The organism is Brachymonas sp. KE5 (assembly GCF_057773645.1).
In genome coordinates, this window is the sequence record NZ_CM173463.1 from 795,322 (window position 1) to 815,723 (window position 20,402).

Consider the following 20,402-nt stretch of genomic DNA (forward strand, 5'->3'; position numbering starts at 1 on the left):
CCCATGCAGACCTCTCCCGCCGCTTCGTGCCCCGACACCCCCGCCGCCGTGCAAAGACTGATTGCGCTGTACGAGCAGCTTAGCCCCGCGCACCTGGCGCGGCTGGGCGACTACTACGCGCCCGACGCGCAGTTCAAAGACCCCTTCAACTACGTGCGCGGCGTACCCGCCATTGCGCAGGTGTTTGCGCACATGTTTGACACGCTGGAGCAGCCGCGTTTCGTCGTCACGCAGCACCTCGTGCAGGGCAAGCAGGCGTTTTTGCGCTGGGAATTTCACTTTCGCATGCGGCGCTGGCGGCCTCAGGTGGCGCAATGCATCCGCGGCGCCACCCTGGTGCGCTTTGACACCCAGGGACGCGTAACGCTGCACCGCGACTATTGGGATGCCGCCGAAGAGCTGTACGAAAAACTGCCACTGCTCGGCACTCTGATGCGCTGGCTGCGCAAGGCAGCTTCCGCCACCCACAAGGCCGCACCATGATCACCGTTCACCATCTTGAAATGTCGCGCTCCCAGCGCATCCTCTGGCTGCTGGAGGAGCTGGGCGTGCCCTATGACATCCGCCTCTACCGGCGCGACCCGGCAAGCCGGTTGGCGCCTGTCGAACTCAAGCGTATCCACCCCCTGGGCAAATCGCCCGTGGTGACCGATGGCGACACCGTGGTGGCCGAGTCCGGCGCCATCATCGAATACTTGGCCGAGCGCTTTGGCGCCCAGGCGCCGGCAGAGCTTGCCCACCTGGAGCCCGCGCGCGGCACCGCAGAGCATCGCCAGTGCCGCTTTTGGATGCACTACGCCGAGGGCTCGCTGATGAACTGGCTGGTGATGAAGCTGGTGTTCGACTCCATTCCGCGCCAGCCCATGCCGTTCTTGGTGCGGCCCGTGGCCCGCGCCCTGTGTGCCAAGGTGCAGCAAAAGCTCATCACGCCGAACGTGCAGACCGCGCTGGCCTTCATGGAGGCGCACCTGGCGCAGCACCCCTGGTTTGCGGGCGAGCACCTCACCATGGCGGACTTTCAGATGAGCTTTGCCGTGGAGGCAGCCCTGGCCCGGGGCGGCAACGAAGCGGCTTGGCCGCATCTGGCCGCCTACCGCCAGCGCCTGCAGGCACGGCCTGCCTACCAGCGTGCGCTGCAAAAGGGCGGGCCGGTGTTGATGTCCTCGTGAACGGACCATGACGATAAAAAAAATACCTGCGGGCAGCAACGGCGTGGCGGCTACGGCCCCCAGCGCCCTGGTGTGGCTGCGCCGCGACCTGCGTTGCCACGACCACGCCGCGCTCTACCACGCGCTGCGCCGCCATGAGCGCGTGTACTGCGCCTTCGTGTTCGACACCGACATCCTGGATGCGCTGCCCACGCGCTGCGACCGGCGCGTGGAGTTCATCCACGCCAGCGTGCTGGAGCTGCACGACGGCCTGCAGCAGCTGGCCGCACGCAGCGGCGCGCCCGGCGGCGGGCTCATCGTGCGCCACGGCCCGTCGCTGACGTGCATCGTGCAACTGGCGCAGGCGCTGGGCGTGCAGGAGGTGCTGGCCAACCGCGACTACGAGCCCCAGGCCCTTGAACGTGACCAGCGCGTGGCCCAGGCCTTGGGCGAGTTGGGCATCGCTTTTAGCGACTACAAAGACCAGGTGCTGCTGGAGCGTGACGAGGTGCTGACCCAACAGGGCCGGCCCTACAGCGTGTTTACCCCCTACAAGCGCGCCTGGCTGCAGCGGCTGGATGCCTTCCAGCTCAAACCCTACCCGGTGGCGCGCTACGCACGACATCTGGCGCCGCCACCTGCCGGCGAGCGCCTGCCCACGCTGGCAGACCTGGGCTTTGTCCCCACCAACCTGCACGCGCTGCCTCTACCCACCGGGATGCGCGGTGCGCAGCAGCTGCTGCACGACTTTGCGCCACGCATGGCGGCGTATCACGAGGCGCGCGACTACCCCGGGCGCAAGGGCGTGTCCTACCTGTCGGTGCACCTGCGCTTCGGCACCGTGTCCATCCGTCAGCTGGCGGCGCTGGCGGCGCAGCAGGCATGCGAAGGCAGCGCGGGCGCGCAGACCTGGCTGTCCGAGCTGGCCTGGCGCGACTTTTATTTCATGATCCTGTGGCATCACCCGCAGGTGGTCACGCAGTCCTTCAAGCCCGAATACGACCGCGTGCAGTGGGACGAGGCCCCTGAACTGTGGCAGGCCTGGTGCGAGGCACGCACCGGCTACCCGCTGGTCGATGCCGCCATGCGCCAATTGCTACACACCGGCTACATGCACAACCGCCTGCGCATGGTGGTGGCGAGCTTTCTGACCAAGGATCTGGGCATTGACTGGCGCCGCGGCGAGCGCTTTTTTGCCCAGCACCTGAACGACTACGACCTGGCCGCCAACAACGGCGGCTGGCAGTGGGCCGCGTCTACCGGTTGCGACGCGCAGCCCTACTTCCGCATCTTCAACCCCATCACGCAGTCCGAACGCTTCGATCCGGACGGGCAGTTCATCCGCCGCTACCTGCCCGAACTGGCCCGAGTGCCGGATGCGCACATCCACTTTCCCGCCGCCATGAAGCCGGTCGAACTCGCGGCCTGCGGTCTGCGGCTGGGGGTGGACTACCCGCAGCCTGTCGTCGATCACGCCAGGGCACGCGAGCGCACACTGATGCGTTTTTCGCCTATTTCATAAAGTGAAGTTTCATGAGGGCTCAGAACTATGGAATTACGTCACCTCCGTTACTTCTTAGCCGTTGCTGAAGAACTCCACTTCGCCCGTGCGGCAGAACGGTTGCACATTGATCAGTCACCTCTGTCCCGCGCTATCAAAGAGCTGGAGGAGGAACTGGGAGCGAGCCTGTTTGTTCGCACCACCCGTAGCACTCAGTTAACCCGTGCTGGGCGGCCTTTTCAGCCTGAATTACCGCCATAACGGCCTTTGACCGGCCTGCGTCTGCCGGTTCGCATCATCGTCAACCGCGATTTGGTGCTGCGGCCGTACCAGCCGCTGTTCTTCAACAGGGGAGCGATGCGATGAGTACGACCAAGAAACTGCGGCTGGGGCCGCTGCCCAAGACCGAGAGCGTCAAGCTGACCTTTGCTTGTCCGGCCAGCTTGAAGGCCGACCTCGACCGATACGCCGCGCTGCACGCGCAGGCGTATGGCGAGGTTGTAGATGCCGAGAAGTTGATCCCGCACATGCTGGAGGTGTTCATGGCCGGGGATCGGGGATTCAGGAAAGGAACAACAGCCAAAGTTGCCGTGCAAAAACAGCCTTGACGATCTTGACATCACTCCAACGACAAAGCGCAGCCACAGGCTGCGTTTTGTCGTTCTGGTAGTCGTGCAGTTGGGCTAATATGGAGAGACAAGTCGGCCTGCTGTTGGGGAACGCACCCGATGCAACGCGCCCCGGCTTTCTTTCTCGTCGGTCTTATGTGGCACCTAGCCCACAACGCCGCAGTCACTTCAAGCGGCCCAAAACAGAGATAACCTAGCGTCCTGTATAGAGTTTCAAGCCGTGGGCGATTTGCACACGGAGCTTGACACCAGCAATTTTTTATGCCCGATTGGGAAAAGGCCCTGCAGGTGCCGCAGTGTTCTACTGCGGCAATGAGCGGTGACAACATTACATTTAATGAATTAATATAATGAGGTGGCGCCGCCGGTACGCGACTGCCAGATCAGGCACAACGCCGGGCAATGGGTGCAGAATAGAAGCAATGCAGTTGACCAATACCCGCGATATCCGTGCGCAGATTGCCAATATCAGCAAGACGCGCAAGATCACCAGTGCCATGCAGCAAATCTCCTTTGCCAAGCTGGCGCAGGCGCGCAAGCGGGCCGAGGCAATCAGGCCCTATGGCCGCATTCTGCGCGGCATGATGGCGCGCCTGGTGCGCGTGGATCAGGATTACCAGCCGGCGCTGATGGCCCGGCGCGTGCCGGCGCACCGCATCGGCGTGATCGTGGTCACTACCGACAAGGGGCTGTGCGGCCCGCTCAACACCCGCCTGCTGCAGCAGGTGGTGGCGCAGCTGTCGTCCTGGGAACAGGCGCGGCGCGATGTGTCGCTGACCGTGGTGGGGCTGCGCGGCTTCTCCACCCTGAGCCGTGCCGGCTTCAAGGTGGTGGCGCACGTGCCCTGCGGCTGCGAGTTCCAGCATTCCGAGGAACTGCTGGGTACCATGTCGGTGCCGATCATGCAGTTCCTGAAAGGTGAGATCGACGAGTTGTACGTGGCCACCAACCGTTTTGTCAACACGCTCAACTACGAACCTGTGGTGTCGCGCTTCCTGCCGCTGGACGACCAGTTGGTGGGCGTGCCCGAATACCTGCAGCCGGCCATCGGGCATGCTTCCTACGCCCCGGTGGATTATGTGTGCGAGCCTGGCGAGCCAGAGGCGGTGGATGCCTTGCTGCGGCGTTATGTTGAAACCATCATTTACCAGGCGGTGGCGGAAAACGCCGCATGCGAGCAGGCCGCCCGCATGACGGCGATGAAGTCTGCCACCGAGAACGCGGACCGTCGCGTGGAGGAACTGACCCTGCAGTACCACAAGGCACGGCAGGAAGCGATCACGCGCGAACTGATCGAAATCGTGGCAGGAGCGGCGGCAATCGATGGACGATAGGATGATCACCCCCCAGGCAGCCCCCAAGGGCGTATCCGGTTTGCCGGCTTCCGGTGCACGGGCGGAGCGTGCCAATATCGGCAGCTTCCATCCCGGCGGGCGCGAGGCGCTGCCGCAGAAGCTGCACTTGCAGGTCAGCACCGTCAACGCCTTGCTGTTCGACGGCGACGTGCAGGAAGTGACGCTGCCCGGAGAGGCTGGCAGCCTGGGCGTGCTGCCGGGCCACGATCCGATGCTGCTGCTGTTGCGCTCCGGCCCGCTGGTCTACCGCGACCAGCGCCATGGCGAGGGGCAATCGGTGTACGTGATCGGCGGTCTGGCGGAGGTGGGGCCGGGCTATGTGCGCGTGCTGGCGGACCACGCCGTACACTCCGACGATGCCGATGCGCGCCGCCGTGCGGAAGCCATGCACCGGGCCGAGGCAGAACGTCCGGCCGAACCGCGGGCGGCCGATTTCGCCGGTATCAAGGCCGCGTTGGATGCCGAACTGTTGCGCTTTTTCCAGTTGGTGCTTTTCGGCAGAGATAAGTAAATTCCTGATCAGGATTTATGCGCCGTTACGGCTTGTCGTGCATGTATTCGCAGACACGGGCTGCCGGCGATCCCGTTCAATCCTGCGGCACCACCATCTCTGCATATTCGTACAGCTGCTCCAGCACCTGCATGCTTTCCGGCGCCAGATCCTGCTGCTGCAGTTCGTCCAGTTCGGCCAGCAAGGCGTCGACGCTGCGGGCGCCGCCTTCGCCGTCGAGCAGGCGTGCGGTGCAGTGCTCCTGCCACTGCCCGGCTTCTTCCGGCGTGAGGGTGTCCGGAAAGTTGCGCGCACGGTAGCGGAACAGCAGTTCCGGCAGCCGTTCGTCCTCGAAGCTGCTGCGGCTGGTCGCCAGTTGCGCAGGTGAGAGCTGGCGCAGTTCGTCCAGCTTGCGACGATCGCCATTGCCCAGGAAACCGCCATACAGATCGCCATCGACGTCGACTGCAGTGCCCGCTGCCGGCCGCGTGAACACCTGCGCCCAGATGGCGCTCATGTCGGGCAGGTCGCGCGCCAATACCGCATGCTGCAATTGCGGCTCCAGCTCGAACTGCCAGCGTGCCGCCATCTCCGGACTCAGCGTGCGCAGGTTGCGCACCACCATGGGCGACTTGTTCAGGTGGATGCTCTTGATCGGCAGGCGCTGCACGCCCGCGGGCAGTGCATCGCTGCGCGTGAACAGGCGCTGGCGGATGGCTTCGGCATCCAGCAGGGCGAGTTCGGACGGGTCGTGGCGCAGGTCCCACGCCAGCAGCTCGTTGCGGTTGGTCGGGTGGCTGGCCAGTGGCCACATCAGCGCCAGACAGCCGCGCTCGGCGGGCACCATGCCGGAGACATGCAGAAAGGGCTGTGCCGTCTGCTGCGTGGCGGGCAGGCCGAGTTCGCTGGCGACGCGGTCCTTGCGGCGCAGGCCCAGGGCAAACTCGAACAGGCGCGGCTGCTTCTCGCGCAGCAGACGCGCCAGCGCGATGGTGGCGCGCACATCGGACAGGGCGTCGTGCGCTGCCTCGTGCACCAGGCCGTTGGCGGCGCTCAAATGCTCGAGCTTGAAGCTCGGCTTGCCATCGATTACCGGCCATTCGATGCCCTGCGGGCGCAGCGCATAGGTCATGCGCACCACGTCCAGCAGGTCCCAGCGCCCGCATTCGTTCTGCCATTCGCGGCCATAGGGGTCGATCAGGTTGCGCCAGAACAGGAAGCGGGTGAACTCGTCGTCGAAGCGGATGGTGTTGTAGCCCACGCCGATGGTGCCCGGCTGCGCCATCGCCTCGTGGATGGTGCGCGCAAACTGCCACTCGGGTAGTCCCTGCTGCAGGCATTGCTGCGGCGTAATACCTGTGATCAGGCAGGAGCCGGGGCTGGGCAGATAGTCTGGCGCCGGCTGGCACAGGATGTTGATCGGCTCGCCGATTTCGTTCAGGTCGGCATCGGTGCGGATGGCGGCAAACTGCGCCGGGCGGTCGCTGCGCGGGTTGATGCCGAAGGTTTCGTAGTCGTGCCAGAGAAAGGTAGGGATCATGTCGGTCAGGCGGGCTGTTCGGCGCCCAGGAAATCCTCGATCAGGCGGGCCAGCACTTCGGGCTGGTCGTGGTGCAGCATGTGGCCGGCATCGTCCACGATGGCGTGGCGCACATCGGGAATGCGCGCCATGCGGGCACGGTATTCCTCCTGCGTGTAGCGTTCGCCCCAGAACTGCCCGATGCTGTCCTCGCGCGCCTCGACGCAGAGCGTGGGCGCGGTGATGCAGGCGAGGCAGGCCATGGCCTCGTCGGCGTTGTAGAGCTGGTGGTTGGGAATCTTGTGGCCGGCATGCGCCTGGATATGCCAGTTTCCGTCGGCATCCTGTTCGGCCCAGCGGCGTGCCAGCCACAGGGCCTTGTCCAGCGGCAGGCGGGCGTTGGTCTGCTGCAGGCGCCGGGCCACGGCCGGCAGATCCGGATAGTGGCGCAGCTTCAGGGTGCCGGCGCGCAGGGCGCGCACGTTGTCCATCCACTGCACCAGGCGCTGGGGCGCATCTTCCGGCTGGGTGGCCGGCAGGCCGAAACCTTCCAGGTTCACCAGGCGGCGCACGCGCTGCGGACGCACGCCGGCATACTGTGTGACGACGTTGCCGCCCATGCTGTGCCCTACCAGATCCACCGGGGCGTCGCCCGCGAAATGATCGAGCAGATAGTCCAGGTCCAGCAGGTAGTCGGCAAAGATGAAGTGGTCGGCCTGGCTGGCGGAGGTGCTGCCAAAACCGCGCCAGTCCGGCGCGATGACATGGCGATCCTGCTGCAGGGCATCGACCAGGAACTGGTACGACGCCGCCACATCCATCCAGCCATGGCACAGCACCAGCAGCGGCTGGCCTTCACGCGGCTGGCCCCATTCCAGCACATGGTGCTGCAGGTCGCGGATGGGCAGGCGATGCGATTGCGCTTCGCGGCGGGGCTGGTAGGGGGGAAGTGTGGTATCGGAAGCCATGGGGTACAGCAAAATTGACAAATGAAACAGATCAGATTCCCAAAGTATGCCTGCTATGGACGCAGAAAAGCCACCCGAAGGTGGCTTTGCATTCAACGCGAGGTCAGACGCGTGAATCAGCGGGCCGGCTCGGCCACGAAGATTTCCACGCGACGGTTCTGTGCGCGGCCATCGACGGTGGCGTTGCTGGCGATCGGCTGGGTGGAGCCGGCGCCGGAAGTGGCGATACGGCTGCCTGCCACGCCCTGGCTCACCAGATAGGCCTTGGCGGCATCAGCGCGACGCTGGGACAGCGGGTTGTTGATGGCATCAGTACCGGTGCTGTCGGTGTGGCCCACGATGGACACGGTGGCAGCCGGGTTCTGGTTCAGCGTCTGGGCCAGGCGCTGCAGGATCGGGTACATGTTGGCGTTCAGCACGGCAGAGTTGGTGGCAAAGCCGGCGTCAGACGGGATGTTGATCTTCAGGCGGTTGTCGGCAGTCTGGGAGACCTGAACCGGGGTGCCGGCGGTCACTTGCTGCATGGCCTGCTTCTGCTGTTCCATGCGCTGGGACCACAGGTAGCCACCAGCAGCGCCCAGGGCGGCACCAACGGCAGCGCCGGTGGCGCGGGTGCGGTTGTCGCGGTCGCCAACCTGGTTACCCACCACGGTACCCAGACCAGCACCCACGGCAGCGCCGATGGCGGTGTTGCGACCGGTGGTGGTCATGGTGCCATCAGCGGCACAACCTGCCAGCAGGGCGGCAGCGGAAGCAGCAATAGTCAGGGAAGTGAAAGCCTTCTTCATGTTCTATCTCCTTTGAAAATGATTGCTTGCAGCGGTTTTTTGCTCGCAACGGTTACATTCTAGGCAGCGCGTCATGGCAAATTTGTAGGACGGTGCTGATCCGGTTGGTAATTGTTTGTATCCGACTTTGAAAGTCTTCCGGATGATGCTTGTGAATTCATGGGTGAAACGGGAAAAACATCACGAAAACCCGTAAACGCAACTGTCAGGAGTTTGTCAGCACGAAGGCGTGACAAGGATTGGAATCTCCATTGTTTTCAAACGCTTAGGGAAAAGCTGCAGGCATTTGGCAGGCTGCGGCGCCCATGCTTGCGAATGGTTGCAAGTCGCACTGGCTACGGGGAGCGGACTGTTGTTTTCCCATGCGCCGATGTGCTGCTTCCCCTTGACAGCAAGGCTGGCAAGACGCGAATGCAGACGTGCCGAGCCCTGATAATGGTGCCTATGGCAAAAAAACCGCATGTGAGCGAAACGCCCGCAACGCAGTTGCTGCGCAAGAACGGGATCGCGTTCGAGGAATATACCTACGAGTGGGAGCCGCATGGCGGCGCGCGCCACAGCGCCGAGGTGCTGGGGCTGGATCCGTTCAGCGTGGTCAAGACGCTGGTGATGCAGGACCAGGACCGGCAGCCGCTCGTCGTGCTGATGCACGGCAACCGCAGCGTCTCCACCAAGCAGCTGGCGCGTCAGACCGGACGCAAGCATATCGAGCCTTGCGCGGTGGAAGTGGCGCAGCGCCACAGCGGTTACCTGGTTGGCGGCACTTCACCGTTCGGCACGCGGCGCGCCATGCCGGTCTATATCGAGCGCAGCATCCTGGAGCTGCCGCGCATCGCCCTCAATGGCGGACGCCGCGGCTATCTGCTAGGTATCGATCCGCAGGTGTGCATCCAGCTGCTGCAGGCGCAGCCGGTGGACTGTGCACTGGCAGAATAGCGCCTGACCTCGCAACGAACTTCCTTCATTCATGCAAACCTCTTCCCTGATCGCCCTCGTGCTGGCCTACCTGATCGGCTCGCTCAGTTTCGCCGTCATCGTCAGCAAGGCCATGGGCCTGAGCGACCCGCGCAGCTACGGCAGCGGCAATCCCGGCGCCACCAACGTGCTGCGCAGCGGCAGCAAGAAAGCCGCCATCCTCACGCTGCTGCTGGATGCCTTCAAGGGCTGGCTGCCGGTGTTCGTGGTGCAGCACTGGGGTGGCCAGTGGGGCCTGGGCGCGACCGATGTGGCGCTGGTGGGCCTGGCGGCTTTCCTGGGGCACCTGTATCCGGTGTTCTTCCGGTTCAAGGGCGGCAAGGGCGTGGCCACTGCCGCCGGCGTGCTGATCGGCTTCGGTCCCTTGCTGGGCCTGCTGGTGCTGGCGATCTGGCTGGTGGTGGCCTTCGTGTTCCGTTACTCGTCCCTGGCGGCGCTGGTGGCGGCCATGGCGGCGCCGCTGGTCTACATGCTGGGCATCAACGGCTGGTGGAAGGTGGAGGGCCCGGTGCTGATGGCGGTGGTCCTCATGAGCATGCTGCTGCTGTGGCGTCACCGCGAGAACATCCGCCGCCTGCTGGCCGGCGAAGAAGGCCGTATTGGCAGCAAGAAATAGGGCGTTGCCAGACTTGTTCGTCAGCAAACCTTCCGCGCAGCTTTCTGTCGCGGTTGAAAAATCGGAGAGAAAAAGCACATGGGTCATTCCATCTGCCGCCTGAACGTCGAGCCGCGCTACAGCGACGCGGCCATCTGCAACGGCGTGGTCTATCTGGCCGGGCAGGTGCCCGACGACGCCAACGCCGACATGGCCGGCCAGACGCGCCAGGTGCTGGCCACCATCGACCGCCTGCTGCACGAAGCCGGCAGCAGCAAGTCGCGCATCCTCATGTGCCAGATCTTCCTGGCAGACATCGCCGACATCGGCGTGATGAACAGCGTGTGGGACGAGTGGGTGGACAGCGCCAACAGCCCGCCCCGCGCCACCGTGCAGGCGGCGCTGGCCGACCCGGCCTGGCGCATCGAAGTGGTGGTAACTGCCGCGGCTTAATCGCGGAAGTTGTTGAAGCTCAGGGGGACGTCGGTCACGTCCTTCTTGATCAGCGCCATGGCGGCCTGCAGGTCGTCGCGCTTGGCGCCGGTCACGCGCACCGAGTCGCCCTGGATGGAGGCCTGCACCTTCATCTTGCTGTCCTTGATGATTTTCTGGATCTTCTTGGCCAGCTCGCTCTCGATGCCGTTGCGCACCTTCACGACCTGCTTGACCTTGTCGCCACCGATCTTCTCGACCTTGCCGATTTCGAGGAAGCGAACGTCGACGTTGCGCTTGGTCATCTTGTTGCGCAGGATGTCTTCCACCTGCTGCAACTGGAAATCGGCATCGCCGAACAGCGTGATTTCCTTGTCCTTGATCTCGATGGCGGCACTGGTGCCCTTGAAGTCGAAGCGGGTGCCGATTTCCTTGGAGGTGTTTTCGACGGCGTTTTTGACTTCGACCAGATTGGGTTCGCAGACGGTATCAAAAGAGGGCATGAGGGCTCCTGGCTCGTAGTGTGTGTCTTGGGAATGGTGGGACAATTATCCCCCATGACTATTCTCCGCATCGAACGCAACGCTTCCCTGGATACCTTCAACACCTTCGGCATCGCCGCGCGTGCGCACGACCTGCTGCACGTGCGCTCGGCGGCCGACCTGCAGGCACTGAGCGAGCAGCCGGAACTGCTGTCCAAAGGCTGGCTGGCGCTGGGCGGCGGCAGCAATCTGGTGCTGACGGGCGACGTGCGCCAGCTGGTGCTCAAGATCGAGATCATGGGCAAGGCCCTGGTGGATGAAGATGACAAGCACTGGATCGTGCAGGCCGGCGCCGGCGAGAACTGGCACGGTTTTGTCGAATGGACGCTGCAGCAGGGCTATCCCGGCCTGGAAAACCTGGCGCTGATTCCGGGCGTAGTGGGCTCGTCGCCGGTGCAGAACATCGGCGCCTACGGTGTCGAACTGCAGGACCGTTTCCACAGCCTGGATGCGGTGGACATCGACACCGGCCGCAGCTTCACGCTGACGGCGGCGCAATGCGGTTTCGGCTACCGCGATTCCGTGTTCAAGCACGCGCCCGCCAAACCGGGCGACCATGGCCTGGCTGGCAAGGCTGTCATCACCCAGGTGCGCTTTGCACTGCCCAAACATTGGCGTGCCGAAACCGGCTATCTCGACATCCAGCGCAAGATGGCCGAACTGCAGATCACGCAGCCGACGGCGCAGCAGGTGTTCGACATGGTGGTGGCGATCCGCAGCGCCAAGCTGCCCGACCCGGCCGTGATCGGCAACGCGGGCAGCTTCTTCAAGAACCCGGTAGTCAGCGCCGAGCAGTGCCGCGACATCATCAACCGCGAGCCCAATATCGTGCACTATGAGATGCCCGACGGCACCATCAAGCTGGCGGCCGGCTGGCTGATCGACGCCTGTGGCTGGCGCGGCAAGAGCATGGGCAATGCCGGCGTGTACGAGAAGCAGGCGCTGGTGCTGGTGAACCGCTTCGGCGAAACCGGCGTGCGCGCCACCGGCGGCGAAGTGATGACGCTGGCGCGTGCCATCCAGACCAGCGTGTACGAGCGCTTCGGCATCCGTCTCGAGCCGGAGCCCGTGGTGGTGTGAGGGGTCCTGATTCCTGCCGGGGCGCAGGCTCCTGATCAGGGGCCGCCTGGAGAGCGCGATCGAACGCTTCGCGTAGCGTGAAGGTTTTCACCTATTTCGGCTTTGTCTCGGGCCCGAGCGCAAAATTTGAAGCAGGCGGCATCGTATGATCAGAAAACGTGATCCCTTATTTCAGGAAGGATGCCAACCATGAACAACTCCATCGTCGACGAGCTACTGGGCCAGCTGCAGGGGCCGCTGCTGGGCCAGATCGCCGGCCAGCTGGGCACCGACAATTCCCAGACGCAGAACGCCATCACAGCCGCCATCCCCATGATCGTGGGCGCACTGGGCCGGAACGCCCAGACCCCGCAGGGTGCGGATGACCTGTTCGGCGCGCTGCAGCGCGACCACGTGCCTGCCGCGGGTGGCGTGGATCTGGGCGGCCTGCTGGGCTCGCTGCTGGGCGGCGGTGCCGCCATGGCGCCGGCCCGCCAGATGGACGGTGGCGGCATTCTCGGCCACATCTTCGGCGGCGCGCAGCCGCGTGCCGAAGCAGGCCTGGGCCAGGCGACCGGTATCGGCTCCGACAAGTCGGCCCAGTTGCTCAAGATCCTGGCGCCCATCGTCATGGCCTTCCTGGCCAAGAAGGTGATGGCTGGCGGCATGAACTCCGGCAGCCTGGGCGGCATGCTGGGCCAGGAGCGTGCCCAGGTGCAGCAGCAGGGCGGCCTAGGCGGCACCCTGATGAACGCCGTGCTGGACCAGGACGGTGACGGTCAGGTCGGACTGGGCGACCTGCTCAAGATGGGCGCGACCTTCCTGGGTGGCCGCCGCTAAGCGCATCCGGCATCAGCCCTTGCGCTGATGCGTCTCGCACCGACGCCCGCATGGCATCCGCCTGCGGGCGTTCCTGTTTTCACGGCATGGCCACGAAAAAGCCGCCCGGCTTGCGCATCGGGCGGCTCGTGCAGAAAAGGCCGGAAAGGCTCAGTCCTTCTTGCCTTCCAGCTTCAGCATGGCAGCGCCTTCGCCGAGCTGCAGCAGGCCGCTGTTGGCATAGATGCCCAGCTTGTCGCGCGTATCGACGATGTCGAGGTTGCGCATGGTCAGCTGGCCGATGCGGTCGGCCGGAGAAAAGGGCGCGTTCTCGACCTTTTCCATGCTCAGGCGCTCGGGCGCGTAGGTCAGGTTGGGCGACTCGGTGTTCAGGATCGAGTAGTCGTTGCCGCGGCGCAGTTCCAGCGTTACTTCGCCGGTGATGGCGCGCGCCACCCAGCGCTGGGCGGTTTCGCGCAGCATCAGGGTCTGCGGATCGAACCAGCGGCCCTGATACAGCAGGCGGCCCAGCTTCAGGCCGTTGATGCGGTACTGCTCGATGGTGTCCTCGTTGTGGATGCCGGTCACCAGGCGCTCGTAGGCGGTCCACAGCAGCGCCATGCCGGGCGCTTCGTAGATGCCGCGGCTCTTGGCCTCGATGATGCGGTTCTCGATCTGGTCGCTCATGCCCAGGCCATGGCGGCCGCCGATGCGGTTGGCTTCCAGGAACAGTTCCACCGGATCGTGGATCTCCTTGCCGTTCAGCGCGACCGGCACGCCTTCCTCGAAGCGCACGCGCACTTCCTCGGGCTTGACTTCGACTTCCGGCTTCCAGAACGCCACGCCCATGATCGGGTTGACGATGCGGATGCCGCTGCTCAGTTCTTCCAGGTCCTTGGCTTCATGCGTGGCGCCCAGCATGTTGCTGTCGGTGGAATAGGCCTTCTCGGCGCTCATCTTGTAGCCATGACCGTTGGCGGTCATGAAGGCGCTCATTTCGGCGCGGCCGCCCAGTTCGTCGATGAACTGCTGGTCCAGCCAGGGCTTGTAGATCTTCAGTGCCGGATTGGTCAGCAGGCCGTAGCGGTAGAAGCGCTCGATGTCGTTGCCCTTGAAGGTGGAACCGTCACCCCAGATGTTGACGTCGTCTTCCTTCATGGCGGCCACCAGCATGGTGCCGGTTACGGCGCGGCCCAGCGGCGTGGTGTTGAAGTAGTGGATGCCGCCGGTGCTGATGTGGAAGGCACCGCACTGGATGGCGGCAATGCCTTCGTGTGCCAGTTGCGTGCGGCAGTCGATCAGGCGGGCCTGCTCGGCGCCGTATTCCATGGCCTTCTTCGGGATGGCGTCGTAGTCGGATTCGTCAGGCTGGCCCAGATTGGCGGTGTAGGCGTAGGGCACGGCGCCTTTCTGGCGCATCCACAGCAGGGCGGCGGAGGTGTCCAGGCCGCCGGAGAAGGCGATGCCGACCTTCTGGCCGGAGGGAATGGATTGCAGGATGGTGTTGGACATGGTGTGTCGTCAGGAAAATGCAGGAGGACCGATCAGCCGAAGTGGCAGATGTAGTGGTAGGGCTCGGTCACGCGGATCTCGAAGGAGCTGTTGCCGGGAATGCTGAAGCGCTCGCCGGCGTTGCTGCGCTGCCAGGCATCGCTGCCGGCCAGCTTGTATTCGCAGAAACCGGCCACGCATTCCATGATCTCGGGTGCGCCGGTATTGAAGGTCAGCGTGGCGGGCAGGATCACGCCGGCCGACTTTTTCGTGCCATCAGCCAGGGTGAAGTTGTGCGAGACGCACTTGCCGTCGAAATAGACATTGGCCTTGGGATCCAGGGCCACGTTGCTCAGGGGGGAAGTCATGGATGCGGTTCTCGTGCGAAGACATGCCGGCGCAATTGCGGCAAAGTGTGAATGTTACCTTTTTTTGCTGCCGGCCGAAACCGGCGCAGCCTCAGAGCAGCGGCGACAGCAGGCGCGCGAATGAGGCCGGCAGGTGGTTATACCAGCGGATGCTGCGCGGGTTGAAGGTCACCAGCCGGGCTTTGCCCAGATCGTGCACGAAGTCTTCGGCGAGCTGCCGGTTGAGTTCGGGACTGAACAGCGCCACGGCAATTTCGAAGTTGAGCAGGAAGCTGCGGTTGTCGAAGTTGGCCGTGCCCACCATGCTGTAGTTGTCGTCCACCACCAGCGTCTTGGCGTGCAGCATGTTGCCCTGGTATTCGAAGATCTTCACGCCCGCCCCGCGCAGCACGCCGAAATAGGAGCGCGCCGCCACCGTCACCAGCCAGGAATCGCTGCGGCGCGGCACCAGAATCTGCACGTTCACGCCACGCAGCGCGGCATTCATCAGCGCGAAGAAGGTGGGCTCGGTCGGCACGAAGTAGGGCGTGGTCAGCAGGATGCGCTGCTCGGCAATGCTGATGGCATGCAGCATGCTCTGGTGGATGGACTGGCCGTCGCTGTCCGGCCCGGAGGCCACCACATGCACGGCATAGGGCCCCGGTGCATGCGGTGCCAGCACTTCCGGCTCGAAGCGGTGCTTGCCGCTGGCATACACCCAGTCCTGCATGAACACGTACTGCAGCCAGCGCACGCCGGCCCCTTCCATGCGCAGGTGCGTATCGCGGTAGGCAACGTCAGGGAACAGCTCCTCGTTCTCCTCGTCGGTGATGTTGATGCCTCCGGTAAAGCCGATGCTGCCATCCACCACCACGATCTTGCGGTGGGTGCGCAGATTCACCAGCGGGCGCCAGCGGTCCAGCCGCGCCGGATGGAATATGGCAAATTCGCCCCCCGCCTGCCGGTAGGCTTGCAGCATGGTGCGGCCGCGCCAGCCGAGCAGGGCGGAGGAGCCCACGCCATCCACCAGCAGCCGCACCTTCACGCCCTGGCGGGCGCGCTCCGTCAGGGCCGCAAGCAGGCGCTGGCCGGTCTGGTCCGGCTCGAAGATGTAGTACTCGAGGTGGATATGCTGGCAGGCACACTGCACCGCCTGCAGGATGGAGCGCAGCGTGGCAGCACCTCCCAGCAACCGCTCCACCTTCGAGCAGCTGGCCGCAGGAATGCCCGAACTCGCCTCGATCAGCCGGCTGTGCTGTGTGGCCCATACGGGCGGATGGGGGTTGTTGGCGCGCAAGGCCTCCAGGTCGGTTTCCGAGGCCAGCAGGGCGCGGCTGCGCATGCGGCGCAGCGATTGCCGCTGGATGCGTCGCGGCCCGACAAAGTGGTACAGCACCAGACCGACCGGCGGAATCAGGCACAGCGCCAGGATCCACGCCAGCGTTGCGGCCGGCGAGCGTTGCTGCCAGACGATGCGGATTGCCAGATAAATGCCCGTCAGCAGCCAGACCCAGCCAAGCAGGCTTTTCCAGTGCAGCATCAGGAAATTCAGGGCGGCGTGCATCGAAGGGAAACAGGCAGTACGGGAGACAGCGGGAATGCGTCGAGATTAGCAGAGTCCGTGCCTGCGGGAGAAGTGCGTCGCGCAATTTGCAACAGGGCAGCGTGCGGCCATGCCGGCGCTGCCGCCGGGTACGCAGAAAGACGCACCGGCTCACACGGATGATTGCCTGCGGTTTGCCAAAGCAGTGCCATTGCGGCTAGCATAGGAAACTTTTGCTTCTGGCAACTCCCTGCACACCGAGAACAACATGCAAGCTGCACCTTCTTCCTTCCCGCCCATTGTCGTGTCCAGCCTGGACTACGACCGCATCGAGCAACTGCTGGAGTCCGACATGGCCCACGGCCTGCCGGGCGTGGACGCTCTGGAGCAGGAGTTGCGGCGTGCCACGGTGGTGGAGCCGCAGGACATGCCTGCCGGCGTTGTCACCATGAATTCCACCGTGCGCTTCGAGGACGTCAAGACCGGCAGCCAGCACGCGCTCACCCTGGTCTATCCCAAGGGCGCCGGTGCGCCGGACACGATTTCGGTGCTGGCTCCGGCCGGCAGCGCGCTGCTGGGCCTGTCGGTGGGCCAGTCCATTGCCTGGCCGATGCCGGGTGGCCGCACACTTGAACTGCGCATCCTCGAAGTCATCGCCCAGCCCGAAGCCCAGGGCCAGTTCCACCGCTGATCGCCGAATGGCGCCTGCCCATGCGGGCACAGGCGCCAGCGCTCAGGTGGCCGGCGGCCATTCGTCGGGCGTGTAGCCCACGGTGATGCGGCCGTCGCCCCAGTCGATCACCGGACGCTTGATCACACTCGGCTGCGCCTGCATGACGGCGGCAGCCGAAGCGGCGTCCACCACTGCAGCCTGCGTGGCAGCTTCCAGCTTGCGCCAGGTCGTGCCCTTGCGGTTGAGCACGCGCTCCCAGCCCGCCTGTTCCAGCCACTGCTGCAGCGGGGCATCCGGCACTCCCAGCTTCTTGAAATCGTGAAACGCATAGGCCAGCCCCTGCTGGTCGAGCCAGGTGCGCGCCTTTTTCACGCTGTCGCAATTGGGGATGCCATAAACGGTGATGGTGGGGGAGCTGCTGTTGTTCATGCTGCCATTATGGGTGCGGATAGTCTGGGACAATACGGCCCATGCAATCCTTCACCACCCTGGAGCAGTGGCTGGCCCACTGCGAGCAACTGCACCCCGTCACTATCGACATGGGCCTGGACCGCCTGCGCAGCGTGGCTGCGCGCATGCATGATGGCGCCGGCGTGCGCTTCGAATGCCCGGTCTTTACCGTGGCCGGCACCAACGGCAAGGGCTCGACCTGCGCCATGCTCGAGAGCATCCTGCGTCAGGGCGGCTACCGCACCGGCCTGTTCACCTCGCCGCATCTGGTGCATTTCAACGAGCGCTGCCGCATCAACAATGAGCCGGTGGACGATGCCGTGCTGTGCCAGCATTTCGCCGCCGTGGAGGCCGCACGCGGAGACATCAGCCTGACCTATTTCGAATTCACCACGCTGGCCATCCTCGACGCACTGGCCAGTGCGAAGCTGGATGCCGTCATCCTCGAAGTTGGCATGGGCGGCCGTCTGGATGCAGTCAACCTGATCGACACCGACTGCGCCATCATCACCAGCATCGACATCGACCACGTGCAGTTCCTCGGCAATGACCGCGAGACCATCGGTCTGGAGAAGGCCGGCATCCTGCGTGCGGGCAAGCCGGCGGTGGTGAGCGATCCGGTGCCGCCGCAGAGCATCGTGCAGCAGGCCGAGGCGCTGGGAGCCGACCTCTGGCTGGTGGGGCGTGATTTCAACACCGCGGGCGACCAGCAGCAATGGAGCTGGGCCGGACGCGGCCGCCGCTACAGCGGCATGGCCTATCCGGGCCTGCGTGGCGCCAACCAGCTGGTCAACGCTGCCGGCGTGCTGGCCGCGCTCACTGCCTTGCGCGACCGTCTGCCGGTGCCGGCGCAGGCCGTGCGCCTGGGGCTGGCGCTGGTCGAGCTGCCGGGCCGCTTCCAGATGGTGCCCGGCCAGCCCACGCTGGTGCTCGATGTGGCGCACAATCCGCACGCCGCAGCGGCCTTGGTGGCCAACCTCGATGCCATGCCGTATTACCCGACCACCCACGGCGTTTTCGGCGCCATGGCCGACAAGGATCTGGGCGACATGCTGCGCCGCATGCATCCGGTGATCGACCGCTGGTATTTCACCGATCTGCCCACTGCGCGTGCCGAAACTGCCGAGGGGCTGATGGCGGTGTGGCAGCAATGCTGCAGCGGGCAGGGCGGCCGTGTGGTGCAGTCCGAGGCGCAGGTCTTCTCCAGCCCGCAACAGGCGCTGCAGGCAGCCATTGCTGCGGCAGACCCGGCTGATAGAATTGTGGTTTTCGGATCGTTCCTCACCGTTGGAGAAGTATTGCGGGAACCTTTGCCCCGTCTGTCGGCTCCACATGTGGCGGACTGAGCGCGGCAATCGCCGCATCGCTACGCCGGCTTGCATCGCCCACAAGGCCGCGCGTCCAAGATCCTGAACCCTGGTTGTTGCATGGCAATTTTCACAAACCGAAATTCCAGCCCCCAAAATCCGGCTCCGGCCGAAGGTGCTGCCGACAAGGGCCGTGCGCAAGCCGGCCTCGTGCCCTCGGCGGAAGACCTGCGCCGCCGTGCCCGCCATCGCCTGATCGGCTCTGCCGTGCTGGTGGTGGCTGCGGTCATCCTGTTTCCCCTGATTTTTGATTCCGAGCCGCGCACGGTGTCACCCACCATCCCGATCGTGATGGACGACAGGATCGACACGGTGCCGACCGGTTCGCCAGCCGCGCGCGTGGACGTGCAGAAGAGCCTGGCCGACAACGAGGAAATCGTGGCCGATGCCGGCAACGCCCAGGCGGGCGAGATTGCCGCCTCCGGCGATTCCGCGCGCGATGCAGAAGCCGCCCGGGTCGCCGAGCGCGATGCCGCCGCCGAAAAGGAAGCCGAAGCCCGGCGCAAGGCCGAGGAAGAGCGCGCCGCCCGACAGGCTGAAGACGAGCGCAAGGCTGCCGACAAGAAGGCGCAGGAGCGCCGCCTGGCCGAACAGAAGGCGGCCGAGAAACGCGCCGCCGACAGGAAGGCTGCCGAGGAAAAGGCGGCAGCCGCCCGTCTGGCTGAACAGAAGGCGGCCGAGGAGCGTGCCGTGGAGCAGAGGGCTGCCCGCGAAGCCGAAGCCGAGAAGCAGCGTGCCCTGGCCGAACAGAAGGCCAGGGAGGCTGAGCAGCGCAAGCTGGCTGAACAGAAGGCAAAGGAAGCCGAGCAGCGCAAGCTGGCCGAGCAGAAGGCCCGTGAAGACGCCCAGAAAACCGCCGAGAAGCCGGCAGTCACCTATGACTTCCCGGAAAAAGGCCGTTTCGTGGTGCAGGTGGGGGCCTTCGTGGAGGAGGCTCGTGTGGCCGAAACGCGTCGCAAGCTGTCTGCTGCCGGCATCAACAACTTCACGCAGAAAGTCAAGATCGGCGGCAAGGAAGTCACGCGCGTGCGCATGGGGCCATTCACCAGCCGCAAGGAAATGGAACGCGTGGCCGCCAAGGTCAAGGCGCTCGGCCTGCCGGTGTCCATGTACAGTTACTGACGGCAGGATTGAATCGTGACGGAGAGCGTGCTGGGCCTGTGGCAGTCGGCGGGATTGTTCGATGCCATTTGCATCGCGGTGCTGCTGTTGTCCATTGTGCTGGGCATGGTGCGTGGCTTTGTGGCCGAGCTGGCGTCGCTGCTGGCTTGGGTGGCGGCCTTTTTTGCCGCGCGCTGGGCGGCGCCGGCAGTGCAGATCTGGTTTTCGGCGAGCGAGTTCATGCGGGGCTGGAGTGCGCAGGCACAGTACGTGCTGGCCTTTGCTCTGGTGTTCGTGCTGGTGCTGCTGCTGATCAGTCTGGTGTCCGGGGCGCTGCGCCGCAGCCTGCAGGGCCTGGGACTGGGCGCCGTGGACGGGTTTTTGGGTGCGGGTTTTGGCGCGTTGCGCGCCATGGTGCTACTGTGGCTGCTGACGGTGGCCGTTTGGTCCACGCCGCTGCACCAGGGCAGCTGGTGGGTGCAGTCTCCCGCGGCAGGCTGGCTGACGGCCTCGCTGCAGCAGTTGACACCCATGCTGCCGGTTGAAGTGCGGAGCTGGCTGCCGCCGGCCCTGGGTACGAAAGCGTAATCGAATCGGGTGCTGCAGCCGG

Annotated in this window: 23 protein-coding genes and 1 pseudogene; 16 read left to right on the plus strand and 8 right to left on the minus strand. The window is 64.8% G+C overall.

From position 1 onward, the window contains the following. Nucleotides 1-3 precede the first annotated feature (3 nt). The 7 genes and pseudogenes from ACX36O_RS03735 (at nucleotide 4) to atpC (ending at nucleotide 5,144) form a co-directional block, all read left to right on the plus strand. Nucleotides 4-483, plus strand: coding sequence for a nuclear transport factor 2 family protein (locus ACX36O_RS03735; protein ID WP_488360083.1), 480 nt, complete (start codon nucleotides 4-6; stop codon nucleotides 481-483). Beyond that, nucleotides 480-1,169: a glutathione S-transferase family protein gene (locus tag ACX36O_RS03740; RefSeq protein WP_213359608.1), complete on the plus strand. Its 690-nt coding sequence runs from the start codon at nucleotides 480-482 to the stop codon at nucleotides 1,167-1,169. The genes ACX36O_RS03735 and ACX36O_RS03740 overlap by 4 nt, the downstream gene beginning before the upstream one ends. A 7-nt stretch (nucleotides 1,170-1,176) precedes the next feature. Then, nucleotides 1,177-2,670: a cryptochrome/photolyase family protein gene (locus ACX36O_RS03745; RefSeq protein ID WP_213359611.1), complete on the plus strand. Its 1,494-nt coding sequence runs from the start codon at nucleotides 1,177-1,179 to the stop codon at nucleotides 2,668-2,670. A 27-nt stretch (nucleotides 2,671-2,697) separates the two neighbouring features. Then, a pseudogene (locus tag ACX36O_RS03750) lies at nucleotides 2,698-2,904 on the plus strand (LysR family transcriptional regulator); the annotation flags it as partial. A 107-nt stretch (nucleotides 2,905-3,011) separates the two neighbouring features. After that, nucleotides 3,012-3,257: a DUF2274 domain-containing protein gene (locus ACX36O_RS03755; RefSeq protein ID WP_371698359.1), complete on the plus strand. Its 246-nt coding sequence runs from the start codon at nucleotides 3,012-3,014 to the stop codon at nucleotides 3,255-3,257. Between the two features lie 443 nt (nucleotides 3,258-3,700). Beyond that, nucleotides 3,701-4,612, plus strand: coding sequence for an ATP synthase F1 subunit gamma (gene atpG / locus ACX36O_RS03760; protein WP_371686915.1), 912 nt, complete (start codon nucleotides 3,701-3,703; stop codon nucleotides 4,610-4,612). A gap of 1 nt (nucleotide 4,613) precedes the next feature. Next, on the plus strand, nucleotides 4,614-5,144 hold the full coding sequence (gene atpC, locus ACX36O_RS03765; protein WP_213359617.1) for an ATP synthase F1 subunit epsilon: 531 nt from the start codon (nucleotides 4,614-4,616) through the stop codon (nucleotides 5,142-5,144). Nucleotides 5,145-5,220: 76 nt separating this feature from the next. Here the strand turns inward: atpC and sbcB are convergent, their stop codons facing one another. The 3 genes from sbcB to ACX36O_RS03780 all read right to left on the minus strand — a co-directional run bounded on the left by sbcB (nucleotide 5,221) and on the right by ACX36O_RS03780 (nucleotide 8,398). Further along, the gene (gene sbcB, locus ACX36O_RS03770) at nucleotides 5,221-6,663 is read right to left on the minus strand and encodes an exodeoxyribonuclease I (protein ID WP_213359619.1); all 1,443 of its coding nucleotides are present in this window, start codon (nucleotides 6,661-6,663) and stop codon (nucleotides 5,221-5,223) included. A 5-nt stretch (nucleotides 6,664-6,668) separates the two neighbouring features. Further along, nucleotides 6,669-7,610: an alpha/beta fold hydrolase gene (locus tag ACX36O_RS03775; RefSeq protein WP_213359625.1), complete on the minus strand. Its 942-nt coding sequence runs from the start codon at nucleotides 7,608-7,610 to the stop codon at nucleotides 6,669-6,671. 116 nt (nucleotides 7,611-7,726) lie between these two features. After that, nucleotides 7,727-8,398 carry a YiaD family glycine zipper/OmpA-like lipoprotein gene (locus ACX36O_RS03780; protein ID WP_213359629.1) on the minus strand — a complete coding sequence of 224 codons (672 nt, stop codon included), beginning with the start codon at nucleotides 8,396-8,398 and terminating at the stop codon, nucleotides 7,727-7,729. 444 nt (nucleotides 8,399-8,842) lie between these two features. On the opposite strand from ACX36O_RS03780, the gene ybaK reads away from it, so the two are divergent. The 3 genes from ybaK to ACX36O_RS03795 all read left to right on the plus strand — a co-directional run bounded on the left by ybaK (nucleotide 8,843) and on the right by ACX36O_RS03795 (nucleotide 10,421). Continuing rightward, a complete protein-coding gene (gene ybaK, locus ACX36O_RS03785; protein ID WP_213359632.1) occupies nucleotides 8,843-9,334 on the plus strand; it encodes a Cys-tRNA(Pro) deacylase in 492 nt (163 codons plus the stop codon). Nucleotides 9,335-9,365: 31 nt separating this feature from the next. After that, nucleotides 9,366-9,989: a glycerol-3-phosphate 1-O-acyltransferase PlsY gene (gene plsY, locus ACX36O_RS03790; RefSeq protein ID WP_213359635.1), complete on the plus strand. Its 624-nt coding sequence runs from the start codon at nucleotides 9,366-9,368 to the stop codon at nucleotides 9,987-9,989. 78 nt (nucleotides 9,990-10,067) lie between these two features. Continuing rightward, a complete protein-coding gene (locus ACX36O_RS03795; RefSeq protein ID WP_371686911.1) occupies nucleotides 10,068-10,421 on the plus strand; it encodes a RidA family protein in 354 nt (117 codons plus the stop codon). On the opposite strand, the gene ACX36O_RS03800 is transcribed toward ACX36O_RS03795, so the two are convergent. Beyond that, nucleotides 10,418-10,903: a YajQ family cyclic di-GMP-binding protein gene (locus tag ACX36O_RS03800; RefSeq protein WP_371686910.1), complete on the minus strand. Its 486-nt coding sequence runs from the start codon at nucleotides 10,901-10,903 to the stop codon at nucleotides 10,418-10,420. The genes ACX36O_RS03795 and ACX36O_RS03800 overlap by 4 nt on opposite strands. Nucleotides 10,904-10,957: 54 nt before the next feature. Here ACX36O_RS03800 and murB point away from each other — a divergent pair, with 54 nt between their 5' ends. Both murB and ACX36O_RS03810 read left to right on the plus strand, forming a co-directional pair. After that, on the plus strand, nucleotides 10,958-12,022 hold the full coding sequence (murB, locus tag ACX36O_RS03805; RefSeq protein WP_488360084.1) for a UDP-N-acetylmuramate dehydrogenase: 1,065 nt from the start codon (nucleotides 10,958-10,960) through the stop codon (nucleotides 12,020-12,022). A gap of 189 nt (nucleotides 12,023-12,211) precedes the next feature. Continuing rightward, complete coding sequence (locus ACX36O_RS03810) at nucleotides 12,212-12,841, plus strand: DUF937 domain-containing protein (protein WP_213359647.1); 630 nt, start codon at nucleotides 12,212-12,214, stop codon at nucleotides 12,839-12,841. Between the two features lie 150 nt (nucleotides 12,842-12,991). Here the strand turns inward: ACX36O_RS03810 and argG are convergent, their stop codons facing one another. From argG to cls, 3 genes are all read right to left on the minus strand, one after another. Further along, nucleotides 12,992-14,332, minus strand: coding sequence for an argininosuccinate synthase (argG, locus tag ACX36O_RS03815; RefSeq protein WP_213359657.1), 1,341 nt, complete (start codon nucleotides 14,330-14,332; stop codon nucleotides 12,992-12,994). 32 nt (nucleotides 14,333-14,364) lie between these two features. After that, nucleotides 14,365-14,679 carry a pyrimidine/purine nucleoside phosphorylase gene (ppnP, locus tag ACX36O_RS03820; protein ID WP_371698354.1) on the minus strand — a complete coding sequence of 105 codons (315 nt, stop codon included), beginning with the start codon at nucleotides 14,677-14,679 and terminating at the stop codon, nucleotides 14,365-14,367. Between the two features lie 91 nt (nucleotides 14,680-14,770). Continuing rightward, nucleotides 14,771-16,198: a cardiolipin synthase gene (gene cls, locus ACX36O_RS03825; protein ID WP_488360085.1), complete on the minus strand. Its 1,428-nt coding sequence runs from the start codon at nucleotides 16,196-16,198 to the stop codon at nucleotides 14,771-14,773. Nucleotides 16,199-16,469: 271 nt separating this feature from the next. Here cls and rnk point away from each other — a divergent pair, with 271 nt between their 5' ends. Continuing rightward, nucleotides 16,470-16,892, plus strand: a complete 423-nt coding sequence (gene rnk / locus ACX36O_RS03830; RefSeq protein ID WP_213359665.1) for a nucleoside diphosphate kinase regulator — start codon at nucleotides 16,470-16,472, stop codon at nucleotides 16,890-16,892. A 42-nt stretch (nucleotides 16,893-16,934) separates the two neighbouring features. Here the strand turns inward: rnk and ACX36O_RS03835 are convergent, their stop codons facing one another. Further along, nucleotides 16,935-17,303 (minus strand): ArsC family reductase, encoded by a 369-nt coding sequence (locus tag ACX36O_RS03835; RefSeq protein ID WP_213359668.1) that lies wholly within the window; start codon nucleotides 17,301-17,303, stop codon nucleotides 16,935-16,937. A gap of 41 nt (nucleotides 17,304-17,344) precedes the next feature. On the opposite strand from ACX36O_RS03835, the gene folC reads away from it, so the two are divergent. The 3 genes from folC to ACX36O_RS03850 all read left to right on the plus strand — a co-directional run bounded on the left by folC (nucleotide 17,345) and on the right by ACX36O_RS03850 (nucleotide 20,380). Beyond that, nucleotides 17,345-18,670 carry a bifunctional tetrahydrofolate synthase/dihydrofolate synthase gene (gene folC, locus ACX36O_RS03840; RefSeq protein WP_213359670.1) on the plus strand — a complete coding sequence of 442 codons (1,326 nt, stop codon included), beginning with the start codon at nucleotides 17,345-17,347 and terminating at the stop codon, nucleotides 18,668-18,670. 81 nt (nucleotides 18,671-18,751) lie between these two features. Further along, the gene (locus ACX36O_RS03845) at nucleotides 18,752-19,813 is read left to right on the plus strand and encodes an SPOR domain-containing protein (protein WP_371686907.1); all 1,062 of its coding nucleotides are present in this window, start codon (nucleotides 18,752-18,754) and stop codon (nucleotides 19,811-19,813) included. 15 nt (nucleotides 19,814-19,828) lie between these two features. Continuing rightward, nucleotides 19,829-20,380 carry a CvpA family protein gene (locus ACX36O_RS03850; RefSeq protein ID WP_213359676.1) on the plus strand — a complete coding sequence of 184 codons (552 nt, stop codon included), beginning with the start codon at nucleotides 19,829-19,831 and terminating at the stop codon, nucleotides 20,378-20,380. Nucleotides 20,381-20,402: the final 22 nt, after the last annotated feature.

Excerpts from the sequence above, each read along its gene's own strand:
- ACX36O_RS03735 (WP_488360083.1), top strand. The coding sequence starts at position 4 with ATGCAGACCTCTCCCGCCGCTTCGTGCCCCGACACCCCCGCCGCCGTG.
- ACX36O_RS03740 (WP_213359608.1), top strand. The coding sequence starts at position 480 with ATGATCACCGTTCACCATCTTGAAATGTCGCGCTCCCAGCGCATCCTC.
- ACX36O_RS03745 (WP_213359611.1), top strand. The coding sequence starts at position 1,177 with ATGACGATAAAAAAAATACCTGCGGGCAGCAACGGCGTGGCGGCTACG.
- ACX36O_RS03755 (WP_371698359.1), top strand. The coding sequence starts at position 3,012 with ATGAGTACGACCAAGAAACTGCGGCTGGGGCCGCTGCCCAAGACCGAG.
- atpG (WP_371686915.1), top strand. The coding sequence starts at position 3,701 with ATGCAGTTGACCAATACCCGCGATATCCGTGCGCAGATTGCCAATATC.
- atpC (WP_213359617.1), top strand. The coding sequence starts at position 4,614 with ATGATCACCCCCCAGGCAGCCCCCAAGGGCGTATCCGGTTTGCCGGCT.
- sbcB (WP_213359619.1), bottom strand. The coding sequence starts at position 6,663 with ATGATCCCTACCTTTCTCTGGCACGACTACGAAACCTTCGGCATCAAC.
- ACX36O_RS03775 (WP_213359625.1), bottom strand. The coding sequence starts at position 7,610 with ATGGCTTCCGATACCACACTTCCCCCCTACCAGCCCCGCCGCGAAGCG.
- ACX36O_RS03780 (WP_213359629.1), bottom strand. The coding sequence starts at position 8,398 with ATGAAGAAGGCTTTCACTTCCCTGACTATTGCTGCTTCCGCTGCCGCC.
- ybaK (WP_213359632.1), top strand. The coding sequence starts at position 8,843 with ATGGCAAAAAAACCGCATGTGAGCGAAACGCCCGCAACGCAGTTGCTG.
- plsY (WP_213359635.1), top strand. The coding sequence starts at position 9,366 with ATGCAAACCTCTTCCCTGATCGCCCTCGTGCTGGCCTACCTGATCGGC.
- ACX36O_RS03795 (WP_371686911.1), top strand. The coding sequence starts at position 10,068 with ATGGGTCATTCCATCTGCCGCCTGAACGTCGAGCCGCGCTACAGCGAC.
- ACX36O_RS03800 (WP_371686910.1), bottom strand. The coding sequence starts at position 10,903 with ATGCCCTCTTTTGATACCGTCTGCGAACCCAATCTGGTCGAAGTCAAA.
- murB (WP_488360084.1), top strand. The coding sequence starts at position 10,958 with ATGACTATTCTCCGCATCGAACGCAACGCTTCCCTGGATACCTTCAAC.
- ACX36O_RS03810 (WP_213359647.1), top strand. The coding sequence starts at position 12,212 with ATGAACAACTCCATCGTCGACGAGCTACTGGGCCAGCTGCAGGGGCCG.
- argG (WP_213359657.1), bottom strand. The coding sequence starts at position 14,332 with ATGTCCAACACCATCCTGCAATCCATTCCCTCCGGCCAGAAGGTCGGC.
- ppnP (WP_371698354.1), bottom strand. The coding sequence starts at position 14,679 with ATGACTTCCCCCCTGAGCAACGTGGCCCTGGATCCCAAGGCCAATGTC.
- cls (WP_488360085.1), bottom strand. The coding sequence starts at position 16,198 with ATGCTGCACTGGAAAAGCCTGCTTGGCTGGGTCTGGCTGCTGACGGGC.
- rnk (WP_213359665.1), top strand. The coding sequence starts at position 16,470 with ATGCAAGCTGCACCTTCTTCCTTCCCGCCCATTGTCGTGTCCAGCCTG.
- ACX36O_RS03835 (WP_213359668.1), bottom strand. The coding sequence starts at position 17,303 with ATGAACAACAGCAGCTCCCCCACCATCACCGTTTATGGCATCCCCAAT.
- folC (WP_213359670.1), top strand. The coding sequence starts at position 17,345 with ATGCAATCCTTCACCACCCTGGAGCAGTGGCTGGCCCACTGCGAGCAA.
- ACX36O_RS03845 (WP_371686907.1), top strand. The coding sequence starts at position 18,752 with ATGGCAATTTTCACAAACCGAAATTCCAGCCCCCAAAATCCGGCTCCG.